Source organism: Streptomyces tamarix (assembly GCF_032423885.1).
Lineage (GTDB): Bacteria > Actinomycetota > Actinomycetes > Streptomycetales > Streptomycetaceae > Streptomyces > Streptomyces tamarix.
This window is the reverse complement of sequence record NZ_JAWCTQ010000009.1, coordinates 151,063-163,870: the sequence shown is the minus strand read 5'-3', so window position 1 is coordinate 163,870 and position 12,808 is coordinate 151,063. Positions and strand designations below refer to the sequence as shown.

The following is a 12,808-nucleotide window of genomic DNA, read 5'->3' as shown; positions in this document are numbered from 1 at the left end:
CCACGTCCTCCTGGACGGCCGGCCCGTCACCGGCCGACCGGCCGTCCGTCCGATCGAACGAGCGAAGCGGCCGGTCCGGCCCCGGACGCGGCGGCAGCGCGAAGCCCCGGGCGCACGCTCGTCGCCCGGGGCTTCTCCGTGCTGCGTGACCGTCCGGTTCAACGACCGTCCGGCGGGATGTCACGCGCTCCTCTTCCGCCCGGTGCTCCGGCCCGACCGGGCTCCGCGCCGGCGCGCTCCTCGCCGCGCCGTGCGCCGTCTCCGCGCGCGTCGAGGGCGGGAACCCGTACCCGCGCAGCGGTCCTGCCGCGTCGGCGCCGTCCGATCGGGCAACGGCGGCGGTTCACTTGATAGGCAAGTCGATACTTGCCTATGGTGGGGGCATGACGGAGGATGTCTTCAAGGCGCTGGCCGACCCCACCCGTCGGCGCATCCTCGACGAACTGGTGGAACGGGACGGTCAGACCCTGTTCGAGATCTGCGCACGGCTGGTGACCAAGCACGGTCTGGGGCTGTCCCGCCAGGCGATCAGCCAGCACCTGGCCGTACTGGAGTCCGCGGGTCTGGTCGTTTCGAGGCGCCAGGGCCGCTACAAGTTCCACGACCTGAACACCGAACCCCTTGAGCGCGTCATGACCCGATGGCTCAGGCCCGATCCCCCGGAGAGCACCCCATGAAGATCCATCTGACCAGTGTCTTCGTCGACGACCAGGACAAGGCGCTGCGCTTCTACACCGACGTGCTGGGCTTCGTGAAGAAGCACGACGTGCCGTTGGGCACGGACCGGTGGCTGACCGTGGTCTCGCCGGAGGACCCCGACGGGACCGAACTGCTGCTTGAGCCCTCCGGCCATCCCGCGGTGCCGCCGTACAAGAAGGCGCTGGCCCAGGACGGCACCCCGGCCGCCTCTTTCGCCGTGGACGACGTACGGGCGGAGTTCGACCGGCTGCGCGAGCTCGGGGTGCGGTTCACCCAGGAGCCGCTGGAGATGGGCGCGGTCACCACCGCGGTCCTGGACGACACCTGCGGCAACCTGATCCAGATCGTGCACAGCGCGTAAGGACCCCGCACGGGCGCAAACGCAGACGCGGGCCCGCGCCGGGGGCCGCCCGCACCGCTGCCGGGAAGCGCGGCGTCTCCCGGGACCGCAACCCCGTACCGCGCCGGACGCGCCCGCCCGCCGCCACCGTATGGCTCTTGGCCTGGGGGCGGTCGTCGTCCCGGCGGCCGTCGTCGTCCACCCCCGGGGACCCGGCGCGGTGGCCCGTCGCCGGTGGGCTTGCCGATCTCCCGCTCCGGGGACAACCCCGTTGGGGAAACGGGGACTACGGGGGAACGACGATGCTCCACGAACGGATCTATCTCGCCGCGCTCATCCTGACGACTGGCGCGATCGGGTACCGCCTCGCCGCCGCCGCGAGGATCGCGGCGGCGCTGAAGGGCGGCGTGAAGGTCCGCGAGGACCTCTCCGCCGAGGAACTGGCCTTCCTGGCGGGCGGACCGCGCCGGGTCGTGACGACAGTGCTGTTCCGGATGAAACGGGAGGGCCGGCTGTCCGTCGCCGAGGACGGCACGGTCACCCTCCACGACGACCTGTACGCGGCCGACACGACGGACGGCATCGAGAAGGCGCTCGTCGAGGCGGCGGGCGTCTCCCGCGCCGAACGCCTCGGCAAGCTGGTCGGCCGCGCCGCCACGAGCCGCGCGGTGCGGTCCGTCGGCGACCGCCTGCGGGCGGAGGGCCTGTTGGTCGCCCCCTCCCTGCGGGGCGGGCAGCACCGCGCCCGGCGCCTGCTGTGGTGGTCGGCGGCGCTCCCGGTGACGCTGACCGTGTACGAGCTCACCGTCGGTGCGCCTCACCGCTGGTGGGCCGGCCTGGCCCTGTCCGTCGTCGCCGCCGTACCGGCCAGGCTCATCAGGCCGGTGGGGACACAGGTGCCGTACCGCGTCCAGTCGCAGCTCGACACCCTGCGCGCCGAACACGGGTGCCTGGCTCCCTCCCGCCCGACGGACGCCTTGACCACCCTCGCTGCCACCCCCCTGGGCGCCGTGGCCCTCGACGGCCTGGCCGCCTCCCGGGATCCCGCGTTGCGGGAGCTGGTCACGCCGGAGACCTGGAAGGCCCGGCAGAGCCCCTACGGCGACGGCACCGGCGCCGCCTGGAGCGGTGCGTACGCCGACTGGGGCGCGTTCGGGGACGCCGGCGCGTGCGGCGGAGGCGACGCCGGAGGCGGCGGATGCGGGGGAGGGGGCGGGGGCGGGTGCGGCGGGGGATCGTGAGCGGTCGGACGAGGACGCACGCGGAAGCAGGGGAACAGCGGCTCCCGCAGCCGTACCGCGGTCTCCTCCGGGACGAGCGAGGCGAGGGCGCGGCCCCCCGGACCGGACAGGGCGTTCCGGCCGAGGGCGAGGAGCGGGGGACCGGTATCCCGTGGACCGGCGAAGCCGGGCCGAGCGCCCGGTGGGAGCGAAGCGTCCTGCCGGACAACGCCGGCAGGGTGGTGGCGCAGTCGTGGGGCGCGGGCCGGTTCCGTTGCTCCTCCGGGTCTCGGCGGCAGCACGGGCGAGGTCGCTCGGTCGGCCAACGTCTTTACGACGCGGTCTGGTTCGCCTGCTCGTGAAGTGGTGCGGACCGTGACCGCCGGGCCATGACCGCCGGGCCGTGGGCCGCCACCGGGCCCCCGTGCCGCCTGCCGTGCCACCGGGTGGCCGCCGTGCTGGTGCCCTCGGCGCGGGAACGCGCGTCCGCCCCCGCCCGGGGAGAGGGCGGGGGCGGACGCACGGGCAGGGTGGTCCGGACGGACGCGTCAGAAGGCGAAGAGGGAAGTGCCGTTCAGGGTCGCGGACATGAGGCACGCGTTGGAGAAGGTGTGCTTCCAGGAGACCCGGCTGCCCTGCCAGACACCGTCCACGGTGACGGTGACGGGGTCGTAGTGCATCGGGCAGACGCGGTCCGGGTCGGGGGAGGCCAGGAGCGTGCCGAAGTCACCGGCCGCGGCGGCCAGTTCGGCGCAGGCGGCCTGCGGGTCCGGGTGCGTGCCCCGGGGGGTCGGTGCGCAACTGAGGGTGGCGGCCCGCACGACGGTCGCCTCACCCTCGACCCCGCCCTTGGCGACGGTCAGGACGACCGCGGAGGGGGCGTACAGGCTGGAGGGCTGGGCCTGCGCGACGCCGGAGGCGCCCGCCAGGGTCAGGAGGGCGGCGGCGGAGACGGCGGCGATGCGGTGACGCACGATGACGTCCTTTCAATGCGTAGGAAATCGAAAGCAGTTGCCTGCGTACTGCCGACTGGTCGCCGCCGAGTCTCTACGAAGTGAAGGAGCTGCGCATGTTCGTCACCGATTTACAGACATCTCGTTCGATTACCGGCTACCGAACGATCGTTCTGGCAGCTCAGGACGGGTCCGCGCCTCCGCGCGCGCAAGGGGAAACGCCTCGGGGGCCGAGCGCGACCGCCTGGTGGAGGGTCGTTGACCTGCTGATCGTCGCGCCGGGTTCATCGAACGTCCACCCAAGGTGACCGAATCGTGTCGCTGCCCGGTGACGGCACCGGGCGCACCGAAGGAAGCCGCAGCCGTCGGCGACCGGTCGTTCGTTGCGGTCGCGTCCGGCACCCCGCACGCAGCGTCCGACCGGCACCCGGCCACGGGCCGGAAGGTGCCTGCCCCGTCCCATGACAGCGGTACGGAGGCGTAGCGGTTTCGGAGCCGCAGACGAGACGGCCCGCCCTCCCGCAGCCGCGCGTGCCGCCGGGCCCGCCCACCGCGCGTGCCGGTCGCCGCTTGTGCCGTGCGCCATTGGCACTTCGCCCTCCACCCGGAAGGATCACCGGTATGGCATCCCACGTGAACCGGGCCCGCGCCCTGTCCTTCGACACCGTCGCCTCGCAGTACGCCGCCGCCCGACCGGCCTATCCGCCGGCCCTCTTCGACGCCGTGGAGGAGCTCGCCGGCCGACCGCTGGCCGGAGCCGACGTGCTGGACTGCGGGGCCGGCACCGGTATCGCCACCCGGCTGCTGCGCGATCGCGGCGCCCGGGTCGTCGCCCTGGAGCCGGGCGCCGGTATGGCCGCGGAACTGCGCCGGGCCGCGCCGGAGATCCCGCTGGTACGAGGCGAGGGGGACCACCTACCCTTCGCCGACAGCAGCTTCGACGTGATCGCCTACGCCCAGGCGTGGCACTGGACCGACCCGGACCGCTCCGTCCCCGAAGCCCTGCGCGTGCTGCGCCCGCACGGCGTGCTGACCCTGTGGTGGAACCAGGCCGACCTCCGCGTCCCCTGGGTCGCGGCGGAGGACGCCCGCCTCGCGCCCTTCACCCGCGACTTCCCGATGACCGTGAACGAGTTGCTCGTCCCGTTTCCCGTCGAGGTGTCCACCCGCGAGGTCGCGTGGGCGCGCCGCGTCACCGTCGAGGAGCACATCCGCAACCTCGCCACCCACTCGCACTTCGCCGTCATGGACCCCGTCGAGCGGGCCGGGCTCCTCGACGCGAACCGCGCCGCGCTGGCGCGGATCTTCCCCGACGGCGAGCTCGACGAGCCGTACCGGTGCGGTCTGACCGTCGTACGCCCACGGCCCTGACCCGTCGCCTCCCCCGGGCACCCGCGGTCCGCCCCGGGCACGGTCCGGGACGCGGGGGTGGGATCGACGGGTGCCCGAGGGAGGCGGGAGCTCAGACGGTGGCCCGTGGCTGTGCCGGGCTGAGGTAGTGCACGGCGGTCTGTCCGGCGTGCGGCGCGAGGAGGTCCCGCAGTTCGCTCGCGGCGCTCTTGAGGAGGTGGCCGTCGTGGGTGGCGCGGAGGGTTTCCAGGGCGAAGGCGACGTGGACGGAGTCCTCGGTGACGCGCGTGCGGTGGGCGTCGCGGTGGTTCCAGTGGCGGGTGAGGACGCCGGTGGCGTCCGTGTAGACGATCTCGCCGGGCTTGGGGTTCTCGACGGTGTCGGGTTCGCCGAGCGGGGTGAAGGACTCGGTGCCGTCCGCGTGGCGGATGTCGACGTCGCCGGTGACGTGGTCGAGGTCGAAGGCGCCGGCGGGCAGGCCGTGACGGACGGAGACGGCGTTGTAGGAGTCGACGGCCGGGTTGATGCGCGGCAGGGACCCCTTCTTGGCGAGGCGTCGGCCGAGCGCGTCGACGCTGGGGCGGACGCGGCGGGGGTTGGTGCCGAAGGAGCGGTAGGCGGTGTGCCACGCCTCGATGCGCGGATCGGTCTCGTCGGCGGGCTGCCAAGCGCCGGCGGCGAGTTGCCGCTCCAACTCCTCCACGGCGGCGGTGGTGTCGGGCCAGGGCTCGTGGCCGCGCAGGCCGGTGGCGCTGACCACGGCGATGAGGGTGTCGGGGAAGGCGTCCGCGACGGCGGGGGCGAGGCGGAAGACGGTCATGGGAGGGGTTTCCGTTCCTGCGAGTGTGCGTGCGTGCGCGCGTACGTACGTGCGGGGGGCGGGGCGGTCAGGGCTTCCAGGGGCCGATGCGGTCCAGGCGGCGGCGCTGCTGGAGGGCGGCGGGGAGGTCGAGGCCCCGGCCGCGTTCGGTGAGGTGGCCGGCGACGGCCGCGCGGTGCTCGACGGGCTTCTGGTCGTCGTACTTGAACTTCGCCCTCACGTCGGTGACCTCCAGGCGCAGGCCCCGGATGCCGGGCAGCAGCCGCCCGTAGGGGGGTTGGTCGACGGTGACGGGGGCGTGGTCGCCGTCGGGCTGGAAGTGGGCCATCTGGCGGCGCAGCAGCTCGGCCTTGGCCTCGGGGTCGTCGACGATGTGCGCGCGGCAGGTGAACTGGACGGTCGTGTAGTAGCTGGTGGGAACGCCGTCGGCGGCCGGGGTGTCCGGCTTGGCGCGCCAGGGGCCGGGGACGAAGGCGTAGTCGCCGAAGACGGTGAACAGGACGTTCGGGTCGTCCTCGATCGCCTTCCAGGCGGGGTTGGGGCGGGCGAGGTGGACCAGGAGGTGGCCGGGGTCGCAGGTGAAGTGGGTGGGGACGGCGAGGGGCGCCTGGCCGGGCGGGCCGTTGACGCTCAGGAGGCCGAAATCATGGCCGTCGGCGATCCAGGCCTGCCATTCGGCTTCGTCCAGGCCGGCGTCCCAGGGTTGGATGAACACGCGGTGTGCTCCTTGCGGTGGTCGTGCAGTGGTCGTGCGGTGGTGAGGGGCGGCTCAGGTGAGGGCGAGGAGGCTGACGGCGACGGCGGCGGTGCCCAGGCCGACGAGCTGGCCCCGGTGGATGCGTTCGGCGAGCACGCTGCGGGCGAGCAGGACGGTACCGGCCGGATAGAGGGCCGTGATCACGGCGACGACGGCGAGGTCCCCGCTGCGGGCGGCGAGCAGGAACAGCAGGTTTGCCACCGAGTCCAGCACGCCGGCGGTCGCCGATATCGCGTACGCGGGCTTCTCCGGCCCGAGCCTGCGGTGCACCAGCCCGGCCGCGGCCAGCGTGACGGCCGAGGAGACCGCCCGGCCGATGATCAGCGGGGCCACGCCGCTGTCGGACGGCGCCTGGTGCAGGCAGACCAGTTGGAGGGCGATGGCGGCGCCCGCGCCCAAGGCCAGCAGCAGCGCCGTACGGGACGGGCGGGCCGAGCCGGCGCCGTGTCCGGCGCTGACCAGCACCACCGCGACCAGTGCGAGCGGCAGCCCGACCAGTCCGGCGGCGCCCAGGCGCTCCCCCTGGAGGAGGCCCACGCCGACGGGCAGCATGGCGGACACCAGCGCGGTGACGGGGGAGAGGATGTTCATCGGGCCGATCGCCAGGGTGCGGTACAGCAGGGCGAACGCGGCGGCCGAGGCGACGCCGGACGCGGCGCCCCAGGCGAGGGCGCCGGAGCTGAACGAGGCGCCGAGGAACGGCCACAGCAGCAGCTCGACCGCGAGCGAGGCCGGGGCCGCGATCATCACGGTGCGCAGGACGTGGGCCTTGCGGGCGCCGAGGCCGCCGAGGAAGTCGGCGCATCCGTAGGCGAGGGAGCTGCCCAGGGCCAGCAGCAGAGCGATCACGGTATGTACATCCCTTACTATTTCAATGGAACGACCAAACCGTACAACGAATCGACCGCCCTGTGTCAACCAAACGACCGGACGGTTCAGTGAAGTGGTCCACTGGTGAGGATGGTGATCGGATGGCCGAGACAGAGGCAGCCCTGCGGACACTCGCGCACAACGTCAGGGCGGCCCGCAAGCGCGCGGGCCTGTCCCTGGACGAACTCGGCCAGCGCGCCCGGGTCAGCAAGGGCGCCCTGGTCGGGCTGGAGAAGGCCCAGGGCAACCCGAACTTCTCCACCCTGGTCCGGCTGGCCGACACCCTCGGCGTCTCGGTGTCCGCCCTGATGGAGGGGCCGGCCGAAGGCCGCGTCCGCGTCGTGACCGCCGACGCCGTGATACCGCTGTGGACCGGAGCCAAGGGCAGCGAGGCGCGGCTCATGCTCACGACCTCCGGTCCCGCCCCGGTCGAGGTCTGGCGCTGGCGCCTGGAACCGGGCGAGGAGTATCCCAGCCACCCCCACCAGGCCGGTGTCGTGGAGACCGTCAGCGTCACTTCCGGCCGGATGACCCTGGTCGTCGACGGCACCGAGCATCCCGTCGAAGCCGGACAGACCGCCACCTTCGACGGCGACGCCGCCCACACCTACCGCGGCGCCGGCACGGAGACCTGCCACCTGATCATGACCGTCCACATCCCGCCCGGCCCCGGCGCCACCGCCTGACCCGCGCGGTCTTGGGGGTGGGTGACGGGGCGGGACCACTCACGTCGCGTCCGCAGGCTGGGGAGCGGCCGAAGAGACCGGCTGACGCGCGGTGCGGGCCCCGCTGCGAGCCGCGCGGTGTCCGAGCGCCGCACGTGGCCGGTCGAGCGCGGGCAGCCGCTCGACCGGACCGCCGGGGACGGGCCACCGGGGACGGGCCGCCGGGCGTCGCGGCCTGCGGCAGCCTCGCCGCGGCGCTCCGGACCCAGGCGGCCTGCTTCCGCGCCGCCCCGTCACGTCCCCGGAGCCCGCCCTACCGGCCGCTCCGAGGTTCCCGACCACGACCCCGCACGTCTGACGGCACCCGACGGGCAGAGCACGCGCCTGGAGGCGGACGAACCGGAGTGCGCCCGGCGGGAGGCGCACCAGGCCCTGATCGAGGCGGCGCACGCCGAGTCGGCACCGCGCGCCCGGTAGCCGTTCTCCCAGCCGCCGAGCCGCCGAGCCGCCCAGCCGCCTCCGGCCCCGGGCTCAGACGGCCTGCGCGGAGGGGAACGCGGAGGTCGGCTCCCGGCGCGTTCCGGCCGCCCACCGCGCCGCCGGCCCCAGCGCGCACGAGGCCAGGAGGAACAGCGTCCCGAGCAGGAACCAGCCCGCCGCGCCCATCCCCATGAGGAGCGCGGTGAGCACCAGCGGTCCGAGCGTACGGGCGACGGTGACGCCGGTGCCGAAGAAGCCCTGGTACTCGCCGACGCGCCCGACCGGTGCCAGGTCGAAGCCGAGCTGCCAGGAACCGGCCGACTGGAGCATCTCGGCGGCGACCAGGAGGACCGAGCCGCCGACCAGGGCGGCGATCGCGCCCCAGGGCGGGGCCCCCGCCGAGAGGGCGAAGGTCGCGCAGGTGAGGACCATGAGCGCGCCGGACCGGCGAATGGCGCGGGTGGCCGTGTCGAGCCCGGTGACCGAGCGGGCGGTGGGGACCTGGAAGAGGACCACGGCACCGGTGTTGAGGAGGAAGAGCGCGGAGACGAGCCACTCGGGGGCATCGGTGCGCTCGGTGATCCACAGGGGCAGGCCGAGGCTGAGCAGCGGCATGCGCAGCAGGAGCACGGTGTTGAGGAGGGTCACGACGGCATACGGCCGGTCCCGCAGGACTTCGAGCTTCGCGTCCCGGGCGGCGGGAACCGGCGCGACGGCCGGCAGCCGCAGCAGGACCAGCGCGCAGAGCAGGAAGCTCAGGGCGTCGACCGCGAAGACCGCGAGGTACGCGCGCCTGGTGCCGGTGGACAGCGCGAGCCCGCCGAGTGCGGCGCCCACGGCGAGGCCCGCGTTGAGCGTCGACTGAAGGTGGGCCAGGGCACCTGTGCGCTCCTCCTTGGCGACCAGACCCGCCAGCAGCGCCTGCCGGGCGGCGGCGAGACCCGACTGGGCGGTGGCGTAGAGGCAGGCGGCCGTGAGGAACGGCAGGAAGTCCCGTACGAACAGGAAGGACGCGACCGCCGCGCCGGTCCCCAGGGCGAGCAGCACCGCCGTGCCGCGCGGGCCCCGGCGGTCCGCGACCCGGCCGAGCGGCACCCCGACGACCGAGCCGACGGCCCAGGCCGCGGTGAGGCCGAGGCCGATGCGGCCGGGGGAGAGCCCGACGACGTGGGTGAAGTACAGGGCCGAGGTGACGTAGTACGCGCCGTCGCCCACGGAGTTGCTCAACTGGGCCAGGGCGAGAGTGCGTCGTGGGCCGGCGGGCGGTAGCAGAGGTGGCATGGCCGCGACGGTACGCAGACATCGGCACCTCCGAGTAGGACAATGAGGGGCCTTGCGCATGGGCCACTTCACCGGCCGGCCCGGCGGGTGATCCGCCGTCCCGCCGGTCGGCGACGGACGTCGCGGCGCGGTGCCGGGCCACCGCCGGGCGGCCGGCGGAAGCCTGTACGCGGACCGGCGACCAGGCACGGAAGGCGCCCGGGCGGGTCGGGGCCTTTCGGCCCGCGCGGGAGGGGGCGGGCGCCTTCCCCGGTCGGCGGAGTGCCGCGTACGTCCTCGCCCGCACGCGTACGCGGGCGTGGAACGTCGTCCGGCGTGAGGCGCCCGCCTCCCGGGGCGCCTCACGCACCGGGACCTCCGCCCCGGCGTCCTCTTCGCGGGCGCCCCGGTGCGGTCCGTCCGGAGCCGCCGCTCAGTGGCCCCGCCTGACCCACTCGTCGAACTGTGGGGCCTCGGCACCGATCGTGGTGGTGTCGCCGTGCCCCGTGCGGACGACGGTCTCCGGCGGCAGGGTGAGCAACCGGTCGCGGATCGATTCGAGGATCGTCGGGAAGTGGGAGAAGGACCGGCCGGTGGCGCCCGGGCCGCCGGCGAAGAGCGTGTCCCCGGTGAAGACGGTGCCGAGGTCGGGCGCGTACAGGCTGACCGCGCCGGGGGCGTGGCCCGGGGTGTGCAGGACGGTGAGGTCGGTTCCCGCGACGGCGAGGGTCTGCCCGTCGGCGAGCTCGCCGTCCGGATGGCGGTCGGGATGGGTCAGCTTCCACAGCGGCAGGTCGTCGGGGTGGAGCAGGATCGGGGCGCCGGTCGCGGCCGCGAGGGCGGGGGCGGCACCGATGTGGTCGTCGTGGGCGTGGGTGCAGACGACGGCCCGCAGCGCACGGCCGTCGAGGGCGGCCAGGATGGCGTCGGCGTCGTGCGCGGCGTCGATGACGATCGCCTCCGTGCCGTCCCCGACGATCCACACGTTGTTGTCGACGTCCCAGGTGCCGCCGTCCAGCGAGAAGGTGCCGGAGGTGACGAGGTGCTCGACGCGGGCGGCCATCACAGGACCACCACCGAGCGCAGGACGTCGCCCTCGTGCATGCGGGCGAAGGCGTCCTCGACGTCACCGAGGCCGATCGTCTCGGTGACGAACGCGCCGAGGTCGATGCGGCCCTGCTGGTGCAGGTCGATGAGCATCGGGAAGTCGCGGGACGGCAGGCAGTCGCCGTACCAGGACGACTTGAGCGCGCCGCCGCGCCCGAAGACGTCGAGCAGCGGGAGCTCCAGCTTCATCTCGGGAGTGGGGACGCCGACGAGGACGACCGTACCGGCGAGGTCACGGGCGTAGAACGCCTGCCGGTACGTCTCGGGACGGCCGACCGCCTCGATGACGACATCGGCGCCGAACCCGCCGGTCAGCTCGCGGATCGCCTCGACGGGGTCGGTGGTGCGGCTGTTCACGGTGTGGGTGGCGCCCATCGAACGGGCGGTCTCCAGCTTCCGGTCGTCGATGTCGACGGCGATGATCCGGGCGGCGCCGGCGAGGCGGGAACCGACGACCGCCGCGTCACCGACGCCGCCGCAGCCGATGACGGCGACCGTGTCGCCCCGGCCGACCCGGCCGGTGTTGACCGCCGCGCCGATGCCGGCCATCACGCCGCAGCCGAGCAGACCGGCGACGGCGGGGGAGACGGACGGGTCGACCTTGGTGCACTGGCCGGCGGCGACCAGGGTCTTCTCGGCGAAGGCCCCGATGCCGAGCGCCGCCGACAACTCGGTGCCGTCCTCCAGTGTCATCTTCTGCGTGGCGTTGTGGGTGTCGAAGCAGTACCAGGGTCTGCCGCGCCGGCAGGCCCGGCACCTGCCGCAGACGGCCCGCCAGTTGAGGACCACGAAGTCGCCGGGGGCGACATCGGTGACGTCCGGGCCGACGGACTCCACCACACCAGCCGCCTCGTGGCCGAGGAGGAAGGGGAAGTCGTCGTTGATGCCGCCCTGCTTGTAGTGCAGGTCGGTGTGGCAGACCCCCGACGCCTGCACCTTCACCACCGCTTCACCGGGGCCAGGGTCCGGGACGATGACCGTCTCGACCCGCACGGGCTCGTTCTTCCCCGGGGCCACGACCCCTCGGACCTGCTGTGCCATCGCGGCGCGTCCCTTCCTCGGTGTGGGTGTACGACACCACTATCGCGGTCGGGAACGCGCCGGGGAACTGTTTCCGGCCGGAGGGCCACCCGGATGCGCGCCGCCTCCGCCGGACGGCTGCCCGGCGCCCTGTGCCTGCGGTCCCGCCCCCGACGAAGGAGGTCAGGGCCGGTTCCTGACCCGGTGCGACGGAGCCGACCGCCTTCCGCGCCGCGGGAGGCGGCCGTGCCTTGGTGCCGGGGCGGACCTCGATCGTCCCGGTGGACCTGATCCACCGGGGGCGCGCCATGTGGCCGCGCCCGCGTCCATCGGCCGTTCCTCGGGCCGTGCCGCCGGAGACGGGGAAGACGGGGAGGACGCCTCGCGGTCGTGTCGGGGACGGCGTCGCCGGGGGCCGGGCGCGGAGGGGCCTCAGCCGGACAGCAGGGCGCGCTCCCAGTGGTCCTCGCGTTGCTCGATGTACTCGGCGTCGCTTCGCCAGGCGTCGCCGTGGCCTTCGGCCCACAGGGCCGCCCAGGGCTGGACGCCTTGGGCGGCCCGGTCCCGCAGGAAGTCGTGCATGGAACGCGTACGGCGCCCCAGCAGGGGGACCAGCCGGCGGCGTTCGGCCTCGTCGAGGCCGTAGGCGTCGGCGAAGACCCGCAGCCGGCCTGCCGCGTCGGGGTGCTGCCAGTCGGGGTGGGCGGACAGCGGGAGGAACCCGTGCACGGCGTACGCGACGTCCCACAGGCGGGAACCGGGGCCGGCGGTGTCCCAGTCGATGAAGGCCCACTGCCCCTCGCCACCGGCCACGAGGTTCCACGGCGCCAGGTCGTGGTGGGCGATGATGTCGTCGCCCTCCGCCGGGACCAGCACCTGCCAGTGAGCGTCGGGCGGTGGCGTGAAGTCCTGCACGGCGTCGTGGAAGTCCCGGACCAGGCGGGCCACGCGGGCCAGTCGCCGAGCGGGTTCGAGCAGGGAGAACCGGTCGGGCCAGACCACGTGTCCCGGCACGAAGGTCAGGACCTCGCGCCCCCGGTCGTCGATGCCCAGCGGGCGGGGCGCCGCCCGGAACCCCACCTCGTGAAGGTGGGTGAGCAAGGCGTGCACGGCGGGGGTCCACGGTCCGGTCGGGCGGCGGACGGTGTCTCCGACACGGACGACACCCGCACTGACGTTGCCGCCGGACAACGGCCGTTCTTCTTCGCGCTGCATCGAACCAGTGTGTCGGACCAGCCCGTTGTGATCACCCCGGTAAGGCGAGTAC

General features: G+C 74.1%; 14 protein-coding genes. 6 read left to right on the top strand and 8 right to left on the bottom strand.

What is annotated here, in order from left to right:
* Positions 1–383 precede the first annotated feature (383 nt).
* From RND61_RS10305 to RND61_RS10295, 3 genes are all read left to right on the top strand, one after another.
* The gene (locus tag RND61_RS10305; protein WP_315877541.1) at positions 384–677 is read left to right on the top strand and encodes an ArsR/SmtB family transcription factor; all 294 of its coding nucleotides are present in this window, start codon (positions 384–386) and stop codon (positions 675–677) included.
* Positions 674–1,060: a VOC family protein gene (locus tag RND61_RS10300; RefSeq protein WP_315877540.1), complete on the top strand. Its 387-nt coding sequence runs from the start codon at positions 674–676 to the stop codon at positions 1,058–1,060. The genes RND61_RS10305 and RND61_RS10300 overlap by 4 nt, the downstream gene beginning before the upstream one ends.
* 281 nt (positions 1,061–1,341) lie before the next feature.
* Complete coding sequence (locus RND61_RS10295; protein ID WP_315877539.1) at positions 1,342–2,280, top strand: TIGR04222 domain-containing membrane protein; 939 nt, start codon at positions 1,342–1,344, stop codon at positions 2,278–2,280.
* Positions 2,281–2,807: 527 nt separating this feature from the next.
* Here the strand turns inward: RND61_RS10295 and RND61_RS10290 are convergent.
* Positions 2,808–3,233: a subtilase-type protease inhibitor gene (locus RND61_RS10290; protein ID WP_315877538.1), complete on the bottom strand. Its 426-nt coding sequence runs from the start codon at positions 3,231–3,233 to the stop codon at positions 2,808–2,810.
* A 95-nt stretch (positions 3,234–3,328) separates the two neighbouring features.
* On the opposite strand from RND61_RS10290, the gene RND61_RS10285 reads away from it, so the two are divergent.
* Both RND61_RS10285 and RND61_RS10280 read left to right on the top strand, forming a co-directional pair.
* The gene (locus tag RND61_RS10285) at positions 3,329–3,520 is read left to right on the top strand and encodes a hypothetical protein (protein ID WP_315877537.1); all 192 of its coding nucleotides are present in this window, start codon (positions 3,329–3,331) and stop codon (positions 3,518–3,520) included.
* A gap of 313 nt (positions 3,521–3,833) precedes the next feature.
* Positions 3,834–4,583 carry a class I SAM-dependent methyltransferase gene (locus RND61_RS10280; RefSeq protein WP_315877536.1) on the top strand — a complete coding sequence of 250 codons (750 nt, stop codon included), beginning with the start codon at positions 3,834–3,836 and terminating at the stop codon, positions 4,581–4,583.
* 91 nt (positions 4,584–4,674) lie between these two features.
* Here RND61_RS10280 and RND61_RS10275 read toward each other — a convergent pair whose 3' ends face one another.
* The 3 genes from RND61_RS10275 to RND61_RS10265 form a co-directional block, all read right to left on the bottom strand.
* Positions 4,675–5,382 (bottom strand): B3/B4 domain-containing protein, encoded by a 708-nt coding sequence (locus tag RND61_RS10275; RefSeq protein WP_315877535.1) that lies wholly within the window; start codon positions 5,380–5,382, stop codon positions 4,675–4,677.
* 67 nt (positions 5,383–5,449) lie between these two features.
* Positions 5,450–6,097, bottom strand: coding sequence for an FMN-binding negative transcriptional regulator (locus RND61_RS10270; protein WP_315877534.1), 648 nt, complete (start codon positions 6,095–6,097; stop codon positions 5,450–5,452).
* A gap of 54 nt (positions 6,098–6,151) precedes the next feature.
* Positions 6,152–6,988, bottom strand: coding sequence for an EamA family transporter (locus RND61_RS10265; RefSeq protein ID WP_315877533.1), 837 nt, complete (start codon positions 6,986–6,988; stop codon positions 6,152–6,154).
* A gap of 122 nt (positions 6,989–7,110) precedes the next feature.
* Between RND61_RS10265 and RND61_RS10260 the strand changes: the two genes are divergently transcribed.
* A complete protein-coding gene (locus tag RND61_RS10260; RefSeq protein ID WP_315877532.1) occupies positions 7,111–7,695 on the top strand; it encodes a helix-turn-helix domain-containing protein in 585 nt (194 codons plus the stop codon).
* Positions 7,696–8,205: 510 nt separating this feature from the next.
* On the opposite strand, the gene RND61_RS10255 is transcribed toward RND61_RS10260, so the two are convergent.
* From RND61_RS10255 to RND61_RS10240, 4 genes are all read right to left on the bottom strand, one after another.
* Positions 8,206–9,435: an MFS transporter gene (locus RND61_RS10255; RefSeq protein WP_315877531.1), complete on the bottom strand. Its 1,230-nt coding sequence runs from the start codon at positions 9,433–9,435 to the stop codon at positions 8,206–8,208.
* Positions 9,436–9,847: 412 nt separating this feature from the next.
* Complete coding sequence (locus tag RND61_RS10250; protein WP_315877530.1) at positions 9,848–10,477, bottom strand: MBL fold metallo-hydrolase; 630 nt, start codon at positions 10,475–10,477, stop codon at positions 9,848–9,850.
* Positions 10,477–11,562: an S-(hydroxymethyl)mycothiol dehydrogenase gene (locus tag RND61_RS10245; RefSeq protein WP_315877529.1), complete on the bottom strand. Its 1,086-nt coding sequence runs from the start codon at positions 11,560–11,562 to the stop codon at positions 10,477–10,479. Before RND61_RS10245 ends, RND61_RS10250 begins: the two co-directional genes overlap by 1 nt.
* A gap of 411 nt (positions 11,563–11,973) precedes the next feature.
* The gene (locus tag RND61_RS10240) at positions 11,974–12,756 is read right to left on the bottom strand and encodes a phosphotransferase enzyme family protein (RefSeq protein WP_315877528.1); all 783 of its coding nucleotides are present in this window, start codon (positions 12,754–12,756) and stop codon (positions 11,974–11,976) included.
* Positions 12,757–12,808 lie beyond the last annotated feature (52 nt).